This window comes from uncultured Amphritea sp., from assembly GCF_937127095.1.
GTDB lineage: Bacteria > Pseudomonadota > Gammaproteobacteria > Pseudomonadales > Balneatricaceae > Amphritea.
In genome coordinates this window covers 79,477-99,389 of record NZ_CAKZLP010000019.1, presented here as the reverse complement: position 1 = coordinate 99,389, position 19,913 = coordinate 79,477, and the positions used below count along the sequence as shown (strand labels likewise).

Genomic DNA, 19,913 nt, shown 5'->3' with positions numbered 1-19,913 from the left:
TACATTAGTAAATTGAGATTTAAGCGCTGCTAAAGTAGAATCACTACTGTATTGTAGGGTACGAAAGATACTTTCAGGGCTCAGCAAGATAATAAAAACTGGCGAGAAGAAAAGATTGAATACAGCAACTCAGCAGATGACGCCCGAAACACTGGCGATGATGAAAGAGAATTCAACTAAAGCCGCTAAACTAATGAAAGCACTGGGTAATGAAAGTCGCCTGTTGATTCTCTGCTACCTCGATGGCAAAGAGTTATCAGTCACCGAACTTAACCACTGTCTTGACCTGAGCCAGTCAGCCCTGTCGCAACATCTGGCAGTGCTGCGTAAAGATGGTCTGGTAAGCACACGCCGGGAATCACAAACGATCTACTATTCACTGTCCGGTAATACCGCCACTCGCATTATTCATACATTGCATGAGATGTTCTGCCCTGCTGTCTGAACCTGAGATAGGCCTCTAAACTAAAAAACCACCTGAGACAGGTGGTTTTTTATGGCCTGATTCAGACTCAGCCCTGCAGCCGGTAGCGCTGCCAGTCCTCGGTTGGCTCATTCAGCATCATCTCCATCTCCACAACATCCTCCTCCATGTTGTAGTGATTTTTAAAGCCCAGTTTCTGCGCCAGACCCTGCATTCCCTTATTAGAGGTGAGGGTCGATCCCATCAGCAGCAGAGTCCCCCGCGCTTTACAGTAGTCGATCGCTTTTTGCATCAGCACAACCCCAAGCCCCTCCCCCTGGAGATCATCGCGGATCACCACGGAAAATTCAGCGCGCACATTATCAGCATCGGTAACCGCCCGGACGACCCCCAGGGTTTCCCAACCCGGCTCGCCCTGCCTGGGTGCAGTGACAATAAAGGCCATCTCCCGGTCATAATCGATCTGGGTCCAGTTCGCCAGCTCCTGGTGGGTCGGAATGCCACGGCTATAGAAATAACGCAAGCGGATCGATTCCGGGCTGAGCTTGTTATAAAACTCCAGATGGTTCGGCTCATCCTCTCCCCGTATCGCCCGCACCATCGCCTTGCGGCCCGATTTACGCAGGGAGATATGTTCACTGAGATACTCCGGATAGGGGGAGATTGCCAACACCGAAGGTTCACCCAGAGAGACTGCCACATCAACCGCCAAAACGCCCCGTCGGTTAATCAGCATCGGATTAATCTCCAGCCCCTTAAGATTGGGCAGCTCCACAACCATCTGCGACAGCTTGATCAGCAGATTGCTAAGCTGCTCCAGATCCCTCTCCAGTTGCTCACTGCTCTCACTGAGCACAGAAAATATATGTGAAGTACTGATCAGCTGACGTGCCAGGCTGAGATTAAGCGGCGGTAACATCACCTGCCGATCGGCCAGAACATCGACGGAATAGCCACCTTTACCAAACACTAACAGTGGACCAAAAACCGGGTCCCGGGTGATTCCCATATTGATCTGCAAAGATTGAAAACCACGTTTCATCTGCTGCACACAGAACCCCTGGATATCATCATCAGGAAAACGTTCCCGCACCCGGTAAGCAAGCTGCGTCGCCGCCTGATTAACATCATGAGATGAAAACAGATCCAGCGCCATATCTTTCCAGCGGGGATGGTTTTTATTGTCATAGTTAAAGGGGTAGATGTTCTCTTTATGTATCACTTTAACGGCCACTGCACCGCCAAGTTTTTTAGCGATCTCGACCACACCATCAACATCATCTGCATACTGGGTATGGGATACCGGAATATCGTACTGATCTAACAAGTCTGTCGCTTCATTGTGGGTCAGATAATCCCGCCCCTCTGCCAGTGCATTGGCGATCAGTGCTTTGGCCCGCTGATGGTTTTGCTCGTTTGGATCAACAAAGGGCGCCGGTGTTTGCTTCATAACCTCCTGATTACGGCGAAACTCAACCATATGCATGAAAGCATCCACCGCCTCTTCCGGGGTAATAAAGGTGGTAATACCCGCACCATTAAAATGATTGCGGGACTCAATCGCGGTACTCCGCCCCATCCAGCAGGTGAGGATATTACGCGGTGTATTGCGCGCCACCTTGATAATTTCTTCGGCAGTGGCAAGACCCGGGGCCAGCCGGGTGGGCGCATGCAGCACCAGCACCGCATCAACATTAGGATCTTTGGTCAATAGTTGGGTCACCCGGGCAAAACGTTCGGGCGTCGCATCAGAGTGCATATCAATTGGGTTTTTCAGATTCCAGTGATCGGGCAATATCTCCCGTAGCGCCGTCACCGTTTCTTCACACAGTTCTGACAGTTCTCCACCCTTACGTCGCAGCTGATCAGTTGCCAGAGCATTAGGCCCCATACCGTTACACACCAATGCCAGTCGTTCTCCACGCATCGGTTTCATACGGGTCAGGGTTTCCAGCGCATTGTAGAGCTGATCGACTGTATCCACGCGAACCACACCCGCACGGCGCAGCGCAGCATCATAGACCAGATCTTCATCCCTGATCCCCAGCGCGGGCTGATTCTCTTTCTCCTCATCAAAGATCATATTTGATTTAAGCACCAACACCAGCTTGTTGCGTGAGGCAGATCGTAGCGAACTGAGAAGATTGCGGGAAGAACCCACTAAGTGATCCAGCTGAATCAGGATCGACTGGGTGTAAGGGTCCTGCGCGAAATAGTCGATGATTGACGGCAGGTCGATATCAACCCCCTCCCCCAGTGTAAGGAAGTGGGAGAAACCGATCTCTTGACCGTTGGCCCAGTCGATCATCGCCGTGCCTAACAACCCCGACTGACCCACATAGCTGACTTTACCCTTACGAATATTCAGGTGTGAATAACTGGCATTCATATTATGGCCAGACACCAGCATCCCCATGCAATCCGGTCCCATTATCCGGATACCATAAGGCTTCGCGGCTTCCATAATCTCATCGCGCATGCTTTTGCCCAACGGCTCACTGGCGATAGTCAAACCACCGGTAAGGATCATCGCGGCTTTAACCATATTGGCACCCAGCTTGCGAATAAGCTCCGCAACACTTTCGGGGGGAGAACAGATAATGGCCAGATCCGGCATTTCCGGCAGCTTTGTTAAACTGCTGTAACAGGTAACCCCGAAAACAGTGTCATAACCGCGCTTATTAACCGCCATCAGCGGTCCCTGATAGCCACTATCCAACAGGTTTTGCAGCACGATGCCACCCATGCTGTTCTCTTTTTCAGAGGCTCCGAACACCGCAATCGATTTAGGCTTAAAAAAACGTTTGAGATATTTTGTACTCAAGAGACTTACTCCACAGACCTTCAGAACTGATCAGTACATCTGATCCAACTACTGAGTCTATATCTTCCATATTACGCAGGTGCAGCACAAACATTATTCATCGAATAATAATGATTAACGTCATAAACCCCTGCCAAAGTGGGTAAAACCGTCATGGCTTACCGGTTTATCTATCAACAGGTAAGAAAGCGTCCCGTTCAGTTTAGCAACTCTGGCGAGTCTCGCCGAGATTTCCAACCGGACCAGCCTTCAGATAGAAGCGGGGAGTCGGTGCGCAGATCCTTTCGATATGTGGATGAACATTTCTGCACAGATCATGCAACAGCCTGATCTTTGTTGATCTGCACTAAGAGTATCCTGTCCAGAAAACAGATGGTGAGACACTACGTTTACTCAAAAACGTCTATGTTGTCAGCTATAAATAGCAGTATGTTTGATGTCGAAACGTCGCGATGCAAAGATTCAGGATTCAGGTTTCATCCAGCAGCGAGAAAGATATAAACGTGGTAAACAACCCCAGACCAATAATCACGGGTGGTGCGGGGATCGCCAGCATCAGCAAGCAGGAGCCCAGCCAGATACGGTAGACCCAGCGCAGTCGGGCCTTATAGGCAGCGGTAAACTTACGTCGGAAGAAGTGATTACTATCAGGATGAGTGACATGCATCCATTCGGGCAACAATAACAACAGATAGAAGCGTATTAATTCAAATCCCATAGTGATTCTCCCTCGAAAGCTGTTCATACAGCTTAACAAAGAATCAGGATATTGCCTGTCCGACACCTGACATTGGATAACACCAGGGCCGTTTGAATCAGTAATCGGCGACCCGATAAAGAATGGCATCACGATACCCGGTCACAATACGGATCAATCCAGAAAGCTGATGATTGAGCTCTGCATCACCGCTATCAACGATCAACGGGCGACCTTCCAACTCCTTTATTTTGCTCTTGGTCGCCACCACAATGATATTTTCGCGGCCCAAGCGTCTTAATAGTTGAGGACTCAGTTGCTGATTGCCACGACCGATAATGTGTCCCTGACCGCCAATCACGGTAATCACCAGCCGGGTTGCATAACCCTCGGTCATGTCTAATAGCTGCTGCGCGGTCAGATCGCTGCCGATCAGTTCACCGTTCTCAATCAGGTCAACCCCCAGCAGGGTGTTCTCAAGCCCCAGATGATCCATCAAAGCCTGCACGGTTGAGCCTGAGCCCATGATATAGCGCACGTTATCCTGCATGTTTTCAGCAAAATCAGCGGCGATATCGTCCAGCACCAGCTCTTCGACCTCCCGTCCGCCATTTTTGACGTGCTGAAGAAAGCGCCCCTCCTCCGGCACCAGCAACTCACCATAGTATTTAGCCCGAACCCGTCCCGCACGGAACGCATCTTCGTCGATATCCCGCACCTCCTGATCTGCCAGGGTCACCAGCTCACCCCGCACCAGCATCGCCACCACTTCGCCAGCGGCTTTGGGAGTGACCGCATAAACCCCGGAATGAATTTTGACGCCTGCGGGAATGCCCAGCACCGGGGTGGAATCACCAATCGCATGACAGATATTACGGGCCGTGCCATCGCCACCGGCAAACAGAATCAGATCAACACCCTGTTCAGCCATCTCCCGGGCAGCACGTTCAGTATCTTCGGCTGAGGTGTGGCCCGGAGTAATAGCGCCGATCACACGAGGCTCAAAACCTGCAATACGGGCGCTCTCCTCGCCCATCTCTCCCGGATAGGTAAGCAGTTCAATATCCAGACCTGCAAGAGGTTCCAATGCCTGCTGGGTGCGCAGGTTGGCTTTGGGCTCAGCCCCCATTGCCAGTGCTTTAATAGCGGTCGCTTCACCATCGCTGCCTTTAAGCCCAACACTGCCGCCAACACCGGCCAGCGGATTAACAATCAACCCAAGACGAAACATCTATAACTCCTGCCCGGTCTGATCCAGATTGCCGGTTTCTACCAAAAACTGCTGATACACGAAGGCAGTAATAATCAACCGGGTATCTTCATCAAGATCCAGGAACTTAAAACCATGGTTAAACAAACCGTTCGCCTCCGCCGGGCTGCTGTGAATATTTCTCAACTCCACCGGCACCAGTAAAACCTGATCGATATCGCCTATCTGTAAACGGGTTGTCAGATAAAAACGCTCGCCGACGCTGCCCAGCGTATAGGGCAACTGCAGACAGACACCATCGGTACTGATATCAATACAGAGCGCACCAGCAGGCAGTCCTTCCCGCTGGGCCATCTCATCATAGTCATCGAGAGAACAACTGAGGTTCACCGGAATCCGGCTATGCCCCCTGATCCGCTTCAGCTCAATCGTATTGGGATATTCCAGCAGCCAGTAACTGAACGGTTGCTCGTACTGTTTAAGTATTTTGCTGGTAAAATTGCAGATTCGATTGCCGCTGATCAGACGAAGACTGGCCAGGTTACCTTCATTCGTCAGTGTTGAAGCACCACTTTTCAACGATGGTGCGGAGATCATAATGCCGCCATTTTCAGCATACCCCAGCAACTTAGAGGTGAACTTCGTCCGGGGAGTCCTGATCTCAACCCGGACCGACTCCCCAATCTGCAGGCGCAGATCTGCCAGCGTTTTATCCGTATGCATTGATTCCAGTTTTAGCGACATCAGGTCTTTTTCGTGTTCCGGTTTATAAAAATATATACAGATCAGCAGGGTTGCTAAGCTAACAGAAGATCACTTCAGACAAAAGCCAACCGCTTGTAACTGCTGAGACAGTTCAGCTGAAGGGGTTGCTCCAGACAGTTTTGCCGCGACAAACTCACGCCTCACAGGGTAGTTTTTCCTTAACAGATCAAACGCCAGCGGTTGCGCGTCAGCGTCCACCAGCGAGTCCATAAAGCGCTGAAAATCGGCCTCCGGCTGGTAGATGGCGTGAACGATGTCGGTGAGCGTCTCCGAACCCTCCAGCAAAATCTCAGGCGCAGGCCCTGCATTCGCAAGACAATCAGACAGTTCGATCTCAGGGGTTATTCCCTGTTGCAGGCAAAACGCCCGATACAGCATCCAGGTGCCGCGAATCTTACCATCCAGGGTGTAACCGGCAATATGCGGTGTGCCGATGCGAGCCCGCTGCGCCAGATGACTGTCGACCACCGGCTCATCCTCCCATACATCCAGCACCAGTGTTACATCTGCGCGTTGCTGATGCCAGTGAAGCAGCGCTTTATTATCGATGACCGGCCCCCGACCCGCGTTCAGTAATATCGCCCCGGGCTTAATCATATGAAGATTCTGCTCATGCAGCAGATGATAACTTGGATGAGCCCCACTGTGGGTCAGTGGCGTATGCAGACAGATAATATCGGCCTGTTCTAACAGCGCTGAAAGACCGATAAACCCCGCTTCGCCAGCATCCGCACGAAGAGGATCATTCAACAATAACTTAACCCCCAGATCCGCCAGCCGCTGTTGCAAACGTCGGCCAACATTGCCCACACCGACGATACCGACCACTTTATCCGTCAGACTGAAGTTCTGTTCCGCAGCAACCAGCAGGAGATTGCTGATAACGTACTCAGCCACCGCATCCGCATTACAGCCCGGCGCGCTGGAAAAACCAATGCCATTCGCCTTAAGCCAGTCAGTATCAATATGGTCCATTCCGATGGTCGCGGTGCCGACAAATCTGACCGGGGTATTGTCTAGCAGCGGCTGATCTACCCGGGTCACCGAACGCACTAACAGCAGGTCCGCCTGTTGCAGATCACTGTTCTGGATAGTTCTGCCGGGCAGCTTATGAATCTGCCCCAGATGGCCAAATAAGCGCTCCAGTGCAGGAATATTTTCATCAGCAACGATGTTCAGTCCGGTAGATTTCAATGATCACTCCAAAGGTTATAAAATCAGCTGGTTAAGGGGCGAAACGCCGATTATAATGGCGCGCCTTACGCTTTGACATCATTTCCGGGCAAATTTACTCAGGTAGTTTTTTGATTATTCGCTGGCGCAGACAACAGGATTATTTCATTGTCCGACTCTATCAGGATCTGATGGGGGACTGGGTGCTGAGCGAATCCTGGGGGAATACGCTGAACAACCGAGGCTCAATTAACCACACCATCTTTCATTGTTACCATGAAGCGCGCGGCCAGCTGCGCGAGATCAGCCGACGTCAGAAGTCTCTGGGGTTTAAAAAAACCGTATCAAAAGAGCAGCAGATCGAACTGGATTTCGGTTAAGCTGCTTCGCCTCAATAACTCTGTAATTAATTAGCCTCAACGGTTGGCATCTGCTTGCCGCAGCGATATATTCCCCACTACATAACACACATATTAATAATAATTGTGCCCGACGGTATCACATTGTTAGCCGTCAAATATGAGCTAAGAGAGGTTTTATGAGTAAGTTTGATTTTGCCCCAATGCCTGATACAGAAGGCTTTTTCGGTAACTACGGCGGCCAGATTATTCCTCCTGAACTTAAAAAAGTGATGGATGATATCAACCAGGCTTACGAAGAGATCTGTAAAAGAGAAGATTTTCAGCAAGAACTGATGCAGCTGAATCAGGACTATGTTGGCCGTCCCAGCCCGATCTACCATGCCAAACGCCTGAGTGAAAAACTCGGCGGTGCGCAGATCTACCTCAAACGTGAAGACCTCAACCACACCGGCGCCCACAAGATAAACCATTGTCTGGGCGAAGCACTGCTGGCGAAGTTCATGGGTAAAAAGAAAGTGCTGGCGGAAACCGGTGCCGGTCAGCACGGTGTAGCTCTGGCGACCGCCTGTGCACTGGTGGGCATCCCCTGCGAGATCCATATGGGCCAGGTGGATATCGAGAAAGAACACCCGAACGTCACCAAGATGAAAATTCTCGGCTGTAAGCTGGTACCGGTGACCCGTGGCACCGCCACCCTGAAAGACGCCGTTGATAGTGCCTTTGAAGAGTATCTGAAAAATCCCGAAGAGTTTATCTACGCCATCGGTTCTGTTGTTGGCCCCCACCCGTTCCCGAAAATGGTACGCGACTTCCAGAGCATTGTCGGCCGTGAAGCGCGTCAGCAGTTCAACGAGCGGCATGGCAAAAATCCGGACATCATCACCGCTTGTGTCGGTGGCGGCTCTAACGCCATCGGTCTGTTCACCGCTTTCCTGGAAGATGAAGATGTGAAAATCGTCGGCGTCGAGCCGGCCGGTAAAGGTCTGGATACTAAAGACCACTCAGCCACCCTGACCAAAGGCACACCGGGCGCAATTCACGGTTTCAAATGCTATGTCCTTCAGGATGAAAACGGCGAACCTCTGCCGGTTCACTCGATTGCATCCGGCCTGGATTACCCCGGTGTCGGCCCGCAGCACTGCTACCTGAAAGATATCGAGCGGGTTGAGTATGAATCAGTTACCGACGACGAATGCCTCAACGCCTTTATGACCCTGTCTCAGGTAGAGGGGATTATCCCGGCACTGGAAAGCGCCCACGCCGTCGCCTGGGCGATGCGCGAAGCACCGAAGCTGGGCAAGGATAAGAGCATTCTTGTGAACCTCTCCGGTCGGGGCGATAAAGACGCTGATTATGTGGCGGATAAATTGGGGCTTTAAGCACCGAGTTAAACCCTGAAGTTATCTTTTACATGGAAAGAAAGGACCCAATCTTATTTACTTAAGATCAGGTCCTTATTTATTAGCGCTTAACTTTGAAGCTTTTCCATCTTCCGATACAACGTTGACCTGGCAATCCCAAGATACTTCGCCGCCTGGGTCAGATTGCCCTCGAATCGTTCGATTGCTTCCAGAATCATCTCATCACAGCTCGCTTTGATCGTACTGGTTGTAAAATTTTCGATCGTTGCATCGCTGACTGAACGATTGGCGTAAACGATATCAGGCAGATCACCCGGCTCAATTGAGCGACCAGGCTCTGCCAGAGTATCGGCATAGATCAGCGCATTTCGTAACTCACGCACATTACCCGGCCATGAATAACGATTGATATAGTGCAATGCTTCATCAGTTAACTGCCGTTGTCCATCTGATTCATCCGCTAATATCAGTTTGCTAACCCCCCTGATATCGTCTCTCTCTCTCAGGGGCGGAATAGTAATTTCAAAACCACTGATCCGATAGAACAGATCCCGCCGGAACGCCCCGTTTTCTATTGCACCTGAAATATTTTTATGGGTAGCACAGATCAGCTGAAACTGTACCGATTCAGATTTTGCTGACCCCAGACGCACAACTTCACGAGTCTCAAGGACTCGTAACAATCGGGTTTGCAACGCCACGGGCATATCGCCAATCTCATCAAGGAACAGCGATCCACCATTGGCTTGCTGTATTTTCCCAGCTCGCCCTTCCCGACTTGCACCCGTAAACGTTCCAGCTTCATAACCAAAAAGCTCACTCTCGATAAGTGATTCAGGAATAGAAGCACAATTGAGCGTCACTAGCTGTCCCTTTCTCGCAGGGCTGAATTGATGTAGATAACGAGCAACCACCTCTTTGCCAACACCTGATTCACCCAGGATCAATACCGGCAGTCGGCCAATCGCTTTCAGTCCGTTATCTATCGCTGCGTGGATTCGCTGATCACCGAAATACGGCTTAGCTGCAGAGGAGTCTATTTTTTCAGCTTCCTTTTTTTTAAGCACGCGGTTTTTATAGTCTTGGCTATGCTTTTCAAGGCGATTCTGATCAAAACCTTTCTGTTGAAAACTAAGCTCAGGCGGATTCAGCTCACCACTCTGAAACAGTCGTTCCTGCTCACTACGAGGTACATTAAGTACTCGCCCATGCAAGGAGATACCTCCCGACAGGTTCAGATTGAAAGACTGGCTCCTTAATAAGCCCTGATCGAACAAGACAGAGAATGACTCATCAAACAGCCCCTCAAAATATATACTCTGGTGCTTAAGGTCTAGCTTAAAAAAACGTTCCGCAACGATGTTGGCGCCGATCACTGTCTGCTCGTACGAAAATGCCAGCACAATGCTATTGGCACCAAATTGCCCCGTTCCTGACTGAAGCTCAATAACGATCGCATTGGGTATCGACATTATCAGTTCGTTTTGAATATTTCTGGCGCAGGCTTCGAGAAGATAAAAAGCAGCCGGATCCCGGTTGGGGGCTTCATTAGTAATATCCACAGTGGCACAAACAGAGCCTAAAGGGTCATACACAGGAACTGCCGCACAATTAAAGCTTTTGTGAAACTCTTTGTAATGTTCCGGACCAAACACACTTACGAAACGTTCAGAGGTGATGGCACAAGACATCGCTGAGGTGCCGATCAGTTCTTCAGACAGCACAGCCCCCTGCCTGAAAGCATCCATGATTCTAGGTTCAGCAATATTTTTTGAGCGACGGACATCAAGCACCTGGCAAACATTGTCGGTCAGTAAAACTGACCAGCCTGCCCCGCCCAGAGATTGGTAGAGTGCATCAAGGTGTTTACGTGAGCAGTCAAGCAGAGGTTTCTGAAACAGAAAAATATCTTTAAACTGATCCGAGGCTAAAAAACCATAGTCTACATGACCCGCCATCAGCAGATTATTCGAATAGCATCGCTGCCAGGAATCAAAGATCGGTTTATCGAGTAAACGGGCCAGATCATGCTGACCGCGTTCAAAGTCGCGACGAACCACAGACATATTGGGAAGCATAGGGTCCCTCTTATTTTTATTATGGGTCTTGAGCTATCTATATTACGTTGAAAACTATACAGCGATGGGTGACAAAATTCATCCGTTTAAAAACTGAGCTTTGCCAAAACAGATAACAGAACTCCGATACAACGGTCAGGAAGACGTATCCTGTCAGAACACACTAAAAGTCGCTATACAGTTCCCGCAAATACTATGCAATTACTGCAAACGCCAAAGTTATGTGGAACTACGGCGCGTTAAAGCAGCTGACTCTCTGACTTAACCGAGGTAAAAACAGCTATACCATGAGGGGGGCGGGGGGGGTAAAAAATAGCAGAAAAAAGCCCCACCGAAGTGAGGCGAAAGCCAGCAAAGTGCTCCTTATGATGCTTATCAGAAGGGGTAGATAAGTGCTTCATCCCGTATGCTGATCCACTTCCTTTCAGTGAATTCTTCCAGATTGGCCGGACCACCAAAACGACCGCTATTGCCGGATGATTTCATACCCCCAAACGGCACCTGATACTCGTTATTCACCGTCTGATCGTTGATATGCACCATACCCGCATCAATACGATTGGCGATTCGTTTAGCACGGGATATATCAGCACCCTGAATAGAGGCGGCAAGCCCATACTGAGTATTATTGGCAAGCGCTACCGCCTCATCATCTGTAGTAAAAGTGACCACCGGGGCAACCGGGCCAAAAATTTCCTCCTTAAAGATGGGCATATCGGGTGTAACCTGCGTTATCACCGTTGGATAGATAAAGGCACCTTCCCGCTTGCCACCACAAACAACCCGGGCCCCCATCGCAACAGAATCCGCAATCAAACCCATAACACGATCTGCCTGGCGCGCATTGATAACAGGCCCAAGGTGTACCTGCTCTTTATAGGGGTTGCCGACCGCCAGGTTCTCTGCGCGGGCACAGAGTGCCTCAACATAAGCATCCGCCACCGACTCATGAACAATGTGCCGACCCGCCTGCATACAGATCTGACCCTGATGCAGGAAGCTGCCCCAGGCTGCGCAGGAGGATGCCCCTTCTATATTGGCATCGTCGAGTACAACAAAGGCGTTATTACCGCCTAACTCCAGCGCCACTTTCTTAAACATTCCACCGCATACCTGCCCTATCTGGCGCCCGGCAGCTGTCGAACCGGTAAAGGCGATCATATCGACCTGAGGATGCTCAACCAGCCGCTGACCAACAGTCACCCCACCCGGTGCCAGGGTGCAAATACCTTCAGGAAGCCCTGCTTGTTTGAGCAGTTCAACAATGAGATATCCGCCCACGACAGCGCTATTAATATCCGGTTTAACAATGACACTGTTGCCCATCGCCAGTGCTGGCAAAACGGCCCGCAGACTCAACAATAATGGAAAGTTCCAAGGTGAAATCACCCCCACAAGTCCGACCGGAACACGGATACAATGGTTTTCACGTCCGGGAATATTTGAGGGATAGATATCCCCGTAGGGAGTCATCGGCAGCGCCGCGCACATATAGGCCTGATCGATGCAAGCCTGCAACTCCCATTGTGCTTTGCCCTCAATAGAGCCGCACTCCCGGGTATTCCAGGTATTAATCAGCGAAGCATTCTCTTCTAACAACGCCGCAAACCGACGAATCACTTTCGCCCGGGCATCAAAATCGGTGTTTGCCCAGCCTTCCTGAGCGGCCTTAGTCGTTTCGATCAGCCCATCCAGTTCATTAATCGTCACCGCTGCAAAAGAGCCAAGACGACTCCTTGTGGCGGGTTCAGTGATATCAATTAACTCTCCGGAAAATGCCTTGTCTGACACAAAGTTGCAGCTGTCATTATAGATCTCTGAAAAACTCATACTCATCTCCACTATCAGCTGAAGTTAGCTTTAATAATCTCATCCGCGATATAGCTCGACAGCGCGTAGACCGTTTCAGACGGGTTATAACCAATTGAGGTGGGCAGCAAACTGGCATCCGAGATGTACAGTTTTTTCACATCGTGGGTTTCACCATAAGGATTCACTACTGACGTTTTGGGGTCAGCGCCCATTCTGCAGGTGCCCTGCGGATGGAACGAGGTATACCGGTAGCGGGCAGGCTCATTCTTGAGACTATCAATCACATCGTCTATCTCAACCACGCTGTTAATCACCGTGCGGTCTGAGGTCGGCAGATACAGGTATTTTGCCCCAGAGGCAAAAAGGATCTTAGCGTTAAATTTTAGCCCCTCTTTCATCGCATCGAAGTCATGATCATCCACTTCATAGAGAATCTCTTTAACGCCATCGGTGTATCTGACTTCGCCCACATTCTTATCGTGAATCAGGGTTATCAAGCGGATGCTGTTACGATATTTTTCCATATAAGCAACATAGTTTTTACCGGTCCCTGGCTCTGCCTGAAAGCTGGCTTCAACGGGCTCCTGAACCGCATTTAGCAGGATATACCCACCCTCGTCTGGCAATGTATGAGTATCCACATAGAGAGAATGAGTCGCCCCATGAAAGTCATCGACTTTCTCTTCAAACATAGCGGTCACAGACATACTGGGGTGACAGGCAAAGTTTTTACCCACCTGTCCACTCGAATTCGCGATACCCGAGCGTTGTAGAATAATCGGGCTTTGTACTGGCCCTGCAGCGAGCACAACAATCGGGGCGTTAACGGTTACCTGGGTTTTCACCACTTTAGTTTTCGGATCAACTACTTCGGCTTCAACCCCTGCCGCCTGACCATTCTTAGTCACAATCCGTGTCACCCGGGTATCAGCATAGATCTCTGCACCGTGGTTGCAGGCCCATGGCAGATAGGTCACCAGCATCGACTGCTTACGATCGGTTTTACACCCTGAAAAACAGAAGCCGGTCATCGCACAATCACGAATATTGCGCTTCGCAATACCCGGCTCAATATTCAGTTTATTCAAGCCTTTAAGAATCAGATCAGCACCAATACTGGTCTCATGCCTGGCATTAGGTTCGATACTCAGATTCTTCTCAATCTTATCAAAGTAACCTGACATCCGTTCAGGTGTCAGGTTGCCTAAACCGTGCTCATCCCGCCATAAATTAAGAAAGTAATCCGGCGTTCTGAAACACAACGCAGCATTCACAACGGTTGAACCACCCACACAGGCTCCCTGTAACACAGTCACATCACCATGAGTATTAGACTGCCCACCTTCATCCTGATACAACGTCCCCATGGCCATTGCCAGCATCTCTTTAAACTCAGATGACGGAACATAGGGGCCTGCTTCCAGAACTACGACTTTCTTACCCTGTTTAGCCAGTTCATAAGCGTTGATAGCTCCACCCGCACCGGAACCGATAACAACGACGTCAGCATCAATCGTCAACTTCGGATTCTGAATATCCTGCGCCGTTTTTATATTCAATTTATTATTATCTGTAGACATAAGTTACTACCTGCCGTCTTTATATCGTAGGCTCGGGTGTATTTCCGAGAGAAGAGAGATTCCACTTATCTGAAACGGGACCATCATAGCCAAGCGGCCCCCAGGTATTTGGAATAGCCCAGTAAGCCAACACCGTCAGTTTCTTAATCCCCATGGACAGAGCCCTTTCAGGTGGCGCAGATGAAGCACTCCACTGGTCGACGAAACGGATCGCATCCGCATCATTCAGATTGATAAAACGATCACCAAACGCCTTCAACGATCCCTCGTTGAAGTAGCTAATGCCACCACGAAGCCCCTGACGGATATTCGGTGCCATTCCTGCCAGCAACGCCCCCTCAATGGTGGGAAGAACGGGCAGTGAAGCAGGGTCAACCAGCGTGCTATCACCGGTTGGCAGGGAGATCTTCAGCATTTTGGCAAACACCGCACGCTCAAGATCATCCATACGCGACACATCAGTCAGTACACCTGCGATCACATTGACTGCGGGTAAAGCACTGATAGAGGCAGCGATCATTGCAACATTTTTAATAAAATGTCTTCGGCTAATTATCAGATCTTTCATAGAATTACACCTATTCAGAATACTTTTACAAAACGGAGATTCAGGCGATCTTCCTCAAAAAATCCATTTTCAACTTCAAGGCTTCGACCATACTCCACCATCACCTGCAGATCCGGCGCGACAAAATGAGAGAAGGTGGCGTTCCAGCTGCTGTTGTCCAGCTCATCGTTCTGGTCAACGCCATTCAGGCTCGTCTCTCCCCCAAAATCATGATAATAACTCAGCGCGGCTTTTGTTCCAGGCCCAAAACTTTTCGACAGGTGGGCCTGAATACCGTATTGATCGTCCTGATCTTTACGTGCACCGCCAAAATCATCGTTTTCACCAAAGAAGGTATATTCAGCAATAAGATCAAGCGAGAGGGTTTCCGTAAGAGGCGTGACATAACCCGCCTGGGTAATCATTTTCCAGCGGTTTTCACCAATGTTTACCGCGCCTTTAGCACCGTCATAATCCCCGATTGGCAGAGAGGCCAACGCTGTTATACCGAAAGCCTGCTTAGTCTCAGCGTTGTTGTATAGCCAGATAGTGCCGCCCACAATCGGGTCACCGACACCTGAACTACTGATAGTCCCCCCTGTGGTATCCAGAGATACCTTACCAAACGGGATAATGATCTGCGGATCAAGAATGTAACCACCTGCTTCAATAAAATGCACCCAACGCAACAAACCGATATCGGTCTTCAATTCATTGATACCCGCCAGACCGGAGATCTCCTTTCCTGAAGAGTAGAACTCCTGATGTTCGGTATGTTGGATATACAAAAGCCCCAGATCAATACCTGCAGGCAGAGGACTATAATCTCCCGGATCGGTTGCCACCTGAGCTGAATTGGCAATTGCAGGAAAAAGTGCAACACCGGTTGCCAGTGTCGTTGCAGCAAGAACAGATAAATGTTTTTTCATCATCGTACCATGTTATTTTTTTATGATTGGTACAGATGTCAAAGCAGCGACTGTGCCACCAGAAAAAAAGCCATTATTTTCAATAACTAATAATATTCAGATATTAATAACTTCAGCTTAATCGTCCCAGATAGGGACAGATTAAAATCGCTGACTGTCCCATTTTCGGACGGTTCATTATCGGTCTATAAACGTATACTGAAAGCGGCTTTCTGATCGAAGGGGTACCTGCGATTCATTTAAACGAATCACTTTAGACTGAAATACACCAGCAGGTTAGTCAAACGGGACCATCCCTAAAAATGCTTTACCATCCAGTCGATAAACACTCTTAAAGCCGGTTTCATATGTGAGTGATGGCTGTAGAGCACTGAAAGCGGTAATGAAGGGGGGCGAATGTCGGGCAGAATCTCAACCAGTGTGCCTGCTTCAAGCTGACGCCGGATATGGTATTCCGGTATCTGAATAATCCCCATGCCCGCTTCACAGGCCGCCACATAGGAATCACCGTTGCTGACCGAGAGCGTTGCCGGCAGATGCACTTTACGCAGTTCACCGCTGATACTGAACTCTAAAGGCTCCACCTCCCCGGACGATGAGGATCGGTATTCAACACAGCGGTGCTGTTTGAACTCGTCCAGCCCTGCAGGGATTCCATACTGACTTAGGTAACGGTGACTGGCACAGGTAACCTGCGGCAGCGGTTTAAGTGAGCGGGACACGGATGAGGTCTCAGCCAGTTTACCGATACGGACCGCACAGTCGACCGACTCTTCCACCAGATTAATCAGCCGGTCACCGGCACTCAACACCAGTTCAATATCAGGGTAACTGGCACAAAACTCAGGTAACCGGGGTATCACTTCCAATCGTGAAAATGTATTAGGAAGGTCCACTCGCAGCAGCCCCCGTGGCATAGCAGCGACCTGCGACAGGATCTCTTCTGTTTCAGTGACCTGTTCAAGTATCTTGCGACAGCGCTGATAATAAAACCGGCCATCAGCAGTAGGATTCACCTTCCGGGTGGTTCGGTGTAGCAACCTGACACCGAGGCTATTTTCCAGCTGCTTTAGCATCGAGGTCGCAGAGGCTCTGGAAATATTCATCTCCTTCGCCGCCTGGGTAAAACTTCCGCTATCGACAATACGGGTAAACACCTGCATAGCAAAAAGTCTGTCCACACTCTGCCTATTATTCAGAAATTTAAAACAGTCTATCAATACATTGGCTAATTATCCCGACAATCCAAAGATATATACTTGATATTCTGAACAATAAATTACTTAACCGGATAGTTAATCTGATGCATAAAGACCTTTCATTATCGGCGATCACCGCCGGACTACTGGCCGTACTGATCTCCTATTCCGGCCCGCTGGTGATTTTCTATCAGGCGGCGCAAAGTGCGGATGTCAGCAACGAAATGATGGCCTCCTGGGTCTGGGCGATCTCTATCGGTGCTGCTGTTTCAGGCATATTCCTGAGCATCTGGTTTAAAGCCCCTATCATCACCGCCTGGTCTGCCCCCGGAACGGCGCTGCTGATCACCCTCTTTCCTGAGTTGTCACTGAATGAAGCCGTTGGGGCTTATATTACGGCGGCGTTTCTGCTTATTCTGCTAGGGTTCTCGGGTTACTTTGACCGCATCATGAGCGCTATCCCCAGAGGGATCGCCCACGGGATGCTGGCAGGAATTCTGTTTCAGTTCGGCATTAAAGCGTTTCTGGCGATCCAGTTTATGCCTGAGCTGAGTATTATGATGATCGCCAGCTACCTGATATTCAGGCGCCTGCTACCCAAATATTGTCTGCTATTACTGCTCATCGCCGGTCTTGCCGGGGCGATGCTATTAGGAGAAACCAATCTGCAGTCAGTCGAACTCAGCTTCACCTCTCCGGTGTTTATCGCGCCAGAATTCAGCTTTAACGCCACCCTCAGTCTTGCCCTGCCGCTGGTAATAGTCAGTCTCAGCGGCCAGTTTCTACCGGGTTTTGCCATTCTCAAAGCCTCAGGATTCAACACCCCGGCCCGGCCCATATTTATCTGCACCGGAGCCATATCCGTGATTACCGCACTCTTTGGGGGGATCACCACGGTGATTGCCGCGATTACGGCGGCACTCTGTACCGGCAAGGATGCCCATCCGGATCCCGACAAACGCTATATCGCAGGCATCTCCAATGGCGTGTTCTATCTGATTGGCGCTACCTTTTCTGGAACGATCATTGCGTTGCTCGCCGCACTGCCTGAGCATTTTGTCGAGGTTCTGGCAGGGCTGGCGCTGCTGGGGGCGATCGCCAGCAATCTGCTGGGGGCGGCACAGGAGAGTTCACACTTCGAAGCCTCACTGATCACCTTTGTCGTCACCGCGTCAGGGATGAACTATCTGGGCATTGGCGCGGCGTTCTGGGGGGTGATTATCGGCCTGCTAAGTTACGCTGTGCTGTATCAGAAACCGGGTAATTTAAAGGGATGGTTCAAAAAAAGCTGATTACTTATAGCGTTACGCAAAAATTGAATGATTGACAGGCCGAATCCGGCCTTCTGTCGATTGGGTTAGCCTTTTCGATACCCTATACTATTTTCATTCATCGTTTGGCTCTCTTACGGACTTCAGTGAACAACTCGTCTGGAGTAATAAAGATAAGACGCTGCCCGTTTATCAGATCGATCCTGACTCTGTTCAGGGCAAACGATGCACGTTCTATAGCTGTGAAAATGAGAAGAAATATAATGAAACAATCAATTCATGAGTATCTCGCCGAGTTCGAAGATATTCCGGGTACCCGGGTGTATACCGCCCAGCGGGGCAGAAAAGGTTACTGGTTAAACCAGTTTTGCATGAGCCTGATGACGCCGGAAAACCGCGAACGTTTTAAAGCCGATGAGCGGGCCTATCTCGACGAATGGCCTATGACTGAAGCGCAAAAACAGACCATTCTGGATCGCGACTACAATGCGGCCCTTGATGAGGGCGGCAATATCTACTTTTTAGCCAAAGTGTTTTCAACCGATGGCTTAAGCTTCCTGCAAGCGGTTGGCACCATGACCGGCATGACCCCGGAAGACTACCAGGCAATGATGATCGCCGGTGGTCGCTCTCCTGAAGGCCTGCGTTCAATTAAGGATGGGAATTAATCATGGCACGAATTACAGCAGCCATCGCCAGCAGCCATGTACCCGCCATTGGTGCAGCGATTGATAACGGCAAGACCGAAGATGCCTATTGGAAACCGATTTTCGAAGGCTACGAATGGACCCAACAGTGGCTGAAAGAAGAGAAGCCAGATGTGGTTATTCTGGTCTATAACGATCATGCCTCCGCCTTCTCGATGGATATTATCCCAACCTTTGCGATTGGCTGTGCTGAAGAGTATCAGTCAGCGGATGAGGGCTGGGGGCCAAGGCCGGTACCGCCCGTGGTTGGCGAGCCGGATCTGGCCTGGCACATTGCCCAGTCCTGCATCCTGGATGAGTTTGATCTGACCATTATTAACAAAATGGATGTTGACCACGGTCTGACCGTACCGATGTCGCTGATGTTTGGTCAGCCCGACGCCTGGCCGGTAAAAGTAGTGCCGATTGCCGTCAATGTTGTGCAGTATCCACCACCCACGGGCAACCGTTGCTGGATGCTGGGTGAAGCGATTGCCCGCGCCGTAGAAAGCTTCCCTGAAGACCTCAATGTACAGATCTGGGGCACCGGCGGTATGAGCCATCAGCTACAAGGCCCACGTGCAGGACTGATCAACCAGCCATTCGACAATGCATTTCTCGATGACCTGACCGCCAACCCACAACGTCTGCGGGAGATGCCCCACATCGAATATCTGCGCGAAGCAGGCTCTGAGGGTATTGAACTGGTCATGTGGCTGATTATGCGCGGCGCACTGGGAGACCATGTTAAACCGCTACACCGTCACTATCACGTCCCGGGGTCCAACACCGCAGTGGGCCATCTGGTATTAAAACCGGAATAACCTGTCTCACGGTTAACACGTTACTTTTGTGTTGTTCTCAGGCCATCGTCGTTATGGCCTGAGCACTTTATCTTGGCGTTTGTTGCTTTCAACGATGTCGAAACTCACTTAACTTGAAATAGATGACAGGCATTCTCACAGAGGATGTAATGACCTCGAAGGTCAACTTTC

At 50.1% G+C, this 19,913-nt stretch carries 17 protein-coding genes; 6 read left to right on the top strand and 11 right to left on the bottom strand.

Annotation, left to right across the window (positions count from 1 at the left end; translation table 11 throughout):
- The first annotated feature begins 136 nt into the window (after positions 1–136).
- The gene (locus Q0499_RS04575; RefSeq protein ID WP_299196995.1) at positions 137–445 is read left to right on the top strand and encodes a metalloregulator ArsR/SmtB family transcription factor; all 309 of its coding nucleotides are present in this window, start codon (positions 137–139) and stop codon (positions 443–445) included.
- Between the two features lie 67 nt (positions 446–512).
- Here Q0499_RS04575 and Q0499_RS04570 read toward each other — a convergent pair whose 3' ends face one another.
- The 5 genes from Q0499_RS04570 to Q0499_RS04550 all read right to left on the bottom strand — a co-directional run bounded on the left by Q0499_RS04570 (position 513) and on the right by Q0499_RS04550 (position 7,114).
- Positions 513–3,248 (bottom strand): bifunctional acetate--CoA ligase family protein/GNAT family N-acetyltransferase, encoded by a 2,736-nt coding sequence (locus Q0499_RS04570; protein ID WP_299196825.1) that lies wholly within the window; start codon positions 3,246–3,248, stop codon positions 513–515.
- A gap of 469 nt (positions 3,249–3,717) precedes the next feature.
- Positions 3,718–3,966, bottom strand: coding sequence for a hypothetical protein (locus Q0499_RS04565; RefSeq protein ID WP_299196820.1), 249 nt, complete (start codon positions 3,964–3,966; stop codon positions 3,718–3,720).
- A gap of 97 nt (positions 3,967–4,063) precedes the next feature.
- The gene (locus tag Q0499_RS04560) at positions 4,064–5,176 is read right to left on the bottom strand and encodes an ATP-NAD kinase family protein (protein WP_299196812.1); all 1,113 of its coding nucleotides are present in this window, start codon (positions 5,174–5,176) and stop codon (positions 4,064–4,066) included.
- Positions 5,177–5,899, bottom strand: coding sequence for a flagellar brake protein (locus tag Q0499_RS04555; protein ID WP_299196809.1), 723 nt, complete (start codon positions 5,897–5,899; stop codon positions 5,177–5,179).
- Positions 5,900–5,968: 69 nt separating this feature from the next.
- Complete coding sequence (locus Q0499_RS04550; RefSeq protein ID WP_299196808.1) at positions 5,969–7,114, bottom strand: 4-phosphoerythronate dehydrogenase; 1,146 nt, start codon at positions 7,112–7,114, stop codon at positions 5,969–5,971.
- 110 nt (positions 7,115–7,224) lie between these two features.
- Between Q0499_RS04550 and Q0499_RS04545 the strand changes: the two genes are divergently transcribed.
- Together Q0499_RS04545 and trpB are read left to right on the top strand one after the other, a co-directional pair.
- Positions 7,225–7,473: a hypothetical protein gene (locus tag Q0499_RS04545; protein ID WP_299196807.1), complete on the top strand. Its 249-nt coding sequence runs from the start codon at positions 7,225–7,227 to the stop codon at positions 7,471–7,473.
- A 158-nt stretch (positions 7,474–7,631) separates the two neighbouring features.
- A complete protein-coding gene (gene trpB, locus Q0499_RS04540) occupies positions 7,632–8,834 on the top strand; it encodes a tryptophan synthase subunit beta (protein ID WP_299196806.1) in 1,203 nt (400 codons plus the stop codon).
- Positions 8,835–8,923: 89 nt separating this feature from the next.
- Here the strand turns inward: trpB and Q0499_RS04535 are convergent, their stop codons facing one another.
- The 6 genes from Q0499_RS04535 to Q0499_RS04510 all read right to left on the bottom strand — a co-directional run bounded on the left by Q0499_RS04535 (position 8,924) and on the right by Q0499_RS04510 (position 16,943).
- Positions 8,924–10,894: a sigma-54-dependent Fis family transcriptional regulator gene (locus tag Q0499_RS04535; protein ID WP_299196804.1), complete on the bottom strand. Its 1,971-nt coding sequence runs from the start codon at positions 10,892–10,894 to the stop codon at positions 8,924–8,926.
- Positions 10,895–11,269: 375 nt separating this feature from the next.
- Complete coding sequence (locus tag Q0499_RS04530) at positions 11,270–12,724, bottom strand: aldehyde dehydrogenase family protein (protein WP_299196803.1); 1,455 nt, start codon at positions 12,722–12,724, stop codon at positions 11,270–11,272.
- 14 nt (positions 12,725–12,738) lie between these two features.
- Positions 12,739–14,286 carry a GMC family oxidoreductase gene (locus Q0499_RS04525; RefSeq protein WP_299196801.1) on the bottom strand — a complete coding sequence of 516 codons (1,548 nt, stop codon included), beginning with the start codon at positions 14,284–14,286 and terminating at the stop codon, positions 12,739–12,741.
- Between the two features lie 19 nt (positions 14,287–14,305).
- A complete protein-coding gene (locus Q0499_RS04520) occupies positions 14,306–14,854 on the bottom strand; it encodes a gluconate 2-dehydrogenase subunit 3 family protein (protein WP_299196800.1) in 549 nt (182 codons plus the stop codon).
- Between the two features lie 14 nt (positions 14,855–14,868).
- The gene (locus Q0499_RS04515; protein ID WP_299196799.1) at positions 14,869–15,762 is read right to left on the bottom strand and encodes a transporter; all 894 of its coding nucleotides are present in this window, start codon (positions 15,760–15,762) and stop codon (positions 14,869–14,871) included.
- Between the two features lie 296 nt (positions 15,763–16,058).
- Positions 16,059–16,943: a LysR family transcriptional regulator gene (locus Q0499_RS04510; protein WP_299196798.1), complete on the bottom strand. Its 885-nt coding sequence runs from the start codon at positions 16,941–16,943 to the stop codon at positions 16,059–16,061.
- Positions 16,944–17,065: 122 nt separating this feature from the next.
- Between Q0499_RS04510 and Q0499_RS04505 the strand changes: the two genes are divergently transcribed.
- The 3 genes from Q0499_RS04505 to Q0499_RS04495 all read left to right on the top strand — a co-directional run bounded on the left by Q0499_RS04505 (position 17,066) and on the right by Q0499_RS04495 (position 19,742).
- Positions 17,066–18,253, top strand: coding sequence for a benzoate/H(+) symporter BenE family transporter (locus tag Q0499_RS04505; protein WP_299196796.1), 1,188 nt, complete (start codon positions 17,066–17,068; stop codon positions 18,251–18,253).
- Between the two features lie 242 nt (positions 18,254–18,495).
- A complete protein-coding gene (gene ligA / locus Q0499_RS04500) occupies positions 18,496–18,900 on the top strand; it encodes a protocatechuate 4,5-dioxygenase subunit alpha (protein ID WP_299196795.1) in 405 nt (134 codons plus the stop codon).
- Between the two features lie 2 nt (positions 18,901–18,902).
- On the top strand, positions 18,903–19,742 hold the full coding sequence (locus Q0499_RS04495) for a class III extradiol dioxygenase subunit beta (protein WP_091355714.1): 840 nt from the start codon (positions 18,903–18,905) through the stop codon (positions 19,740–19,742).
- Positions 19,743–19,913 lie beyond the last annotated feature (171 nt).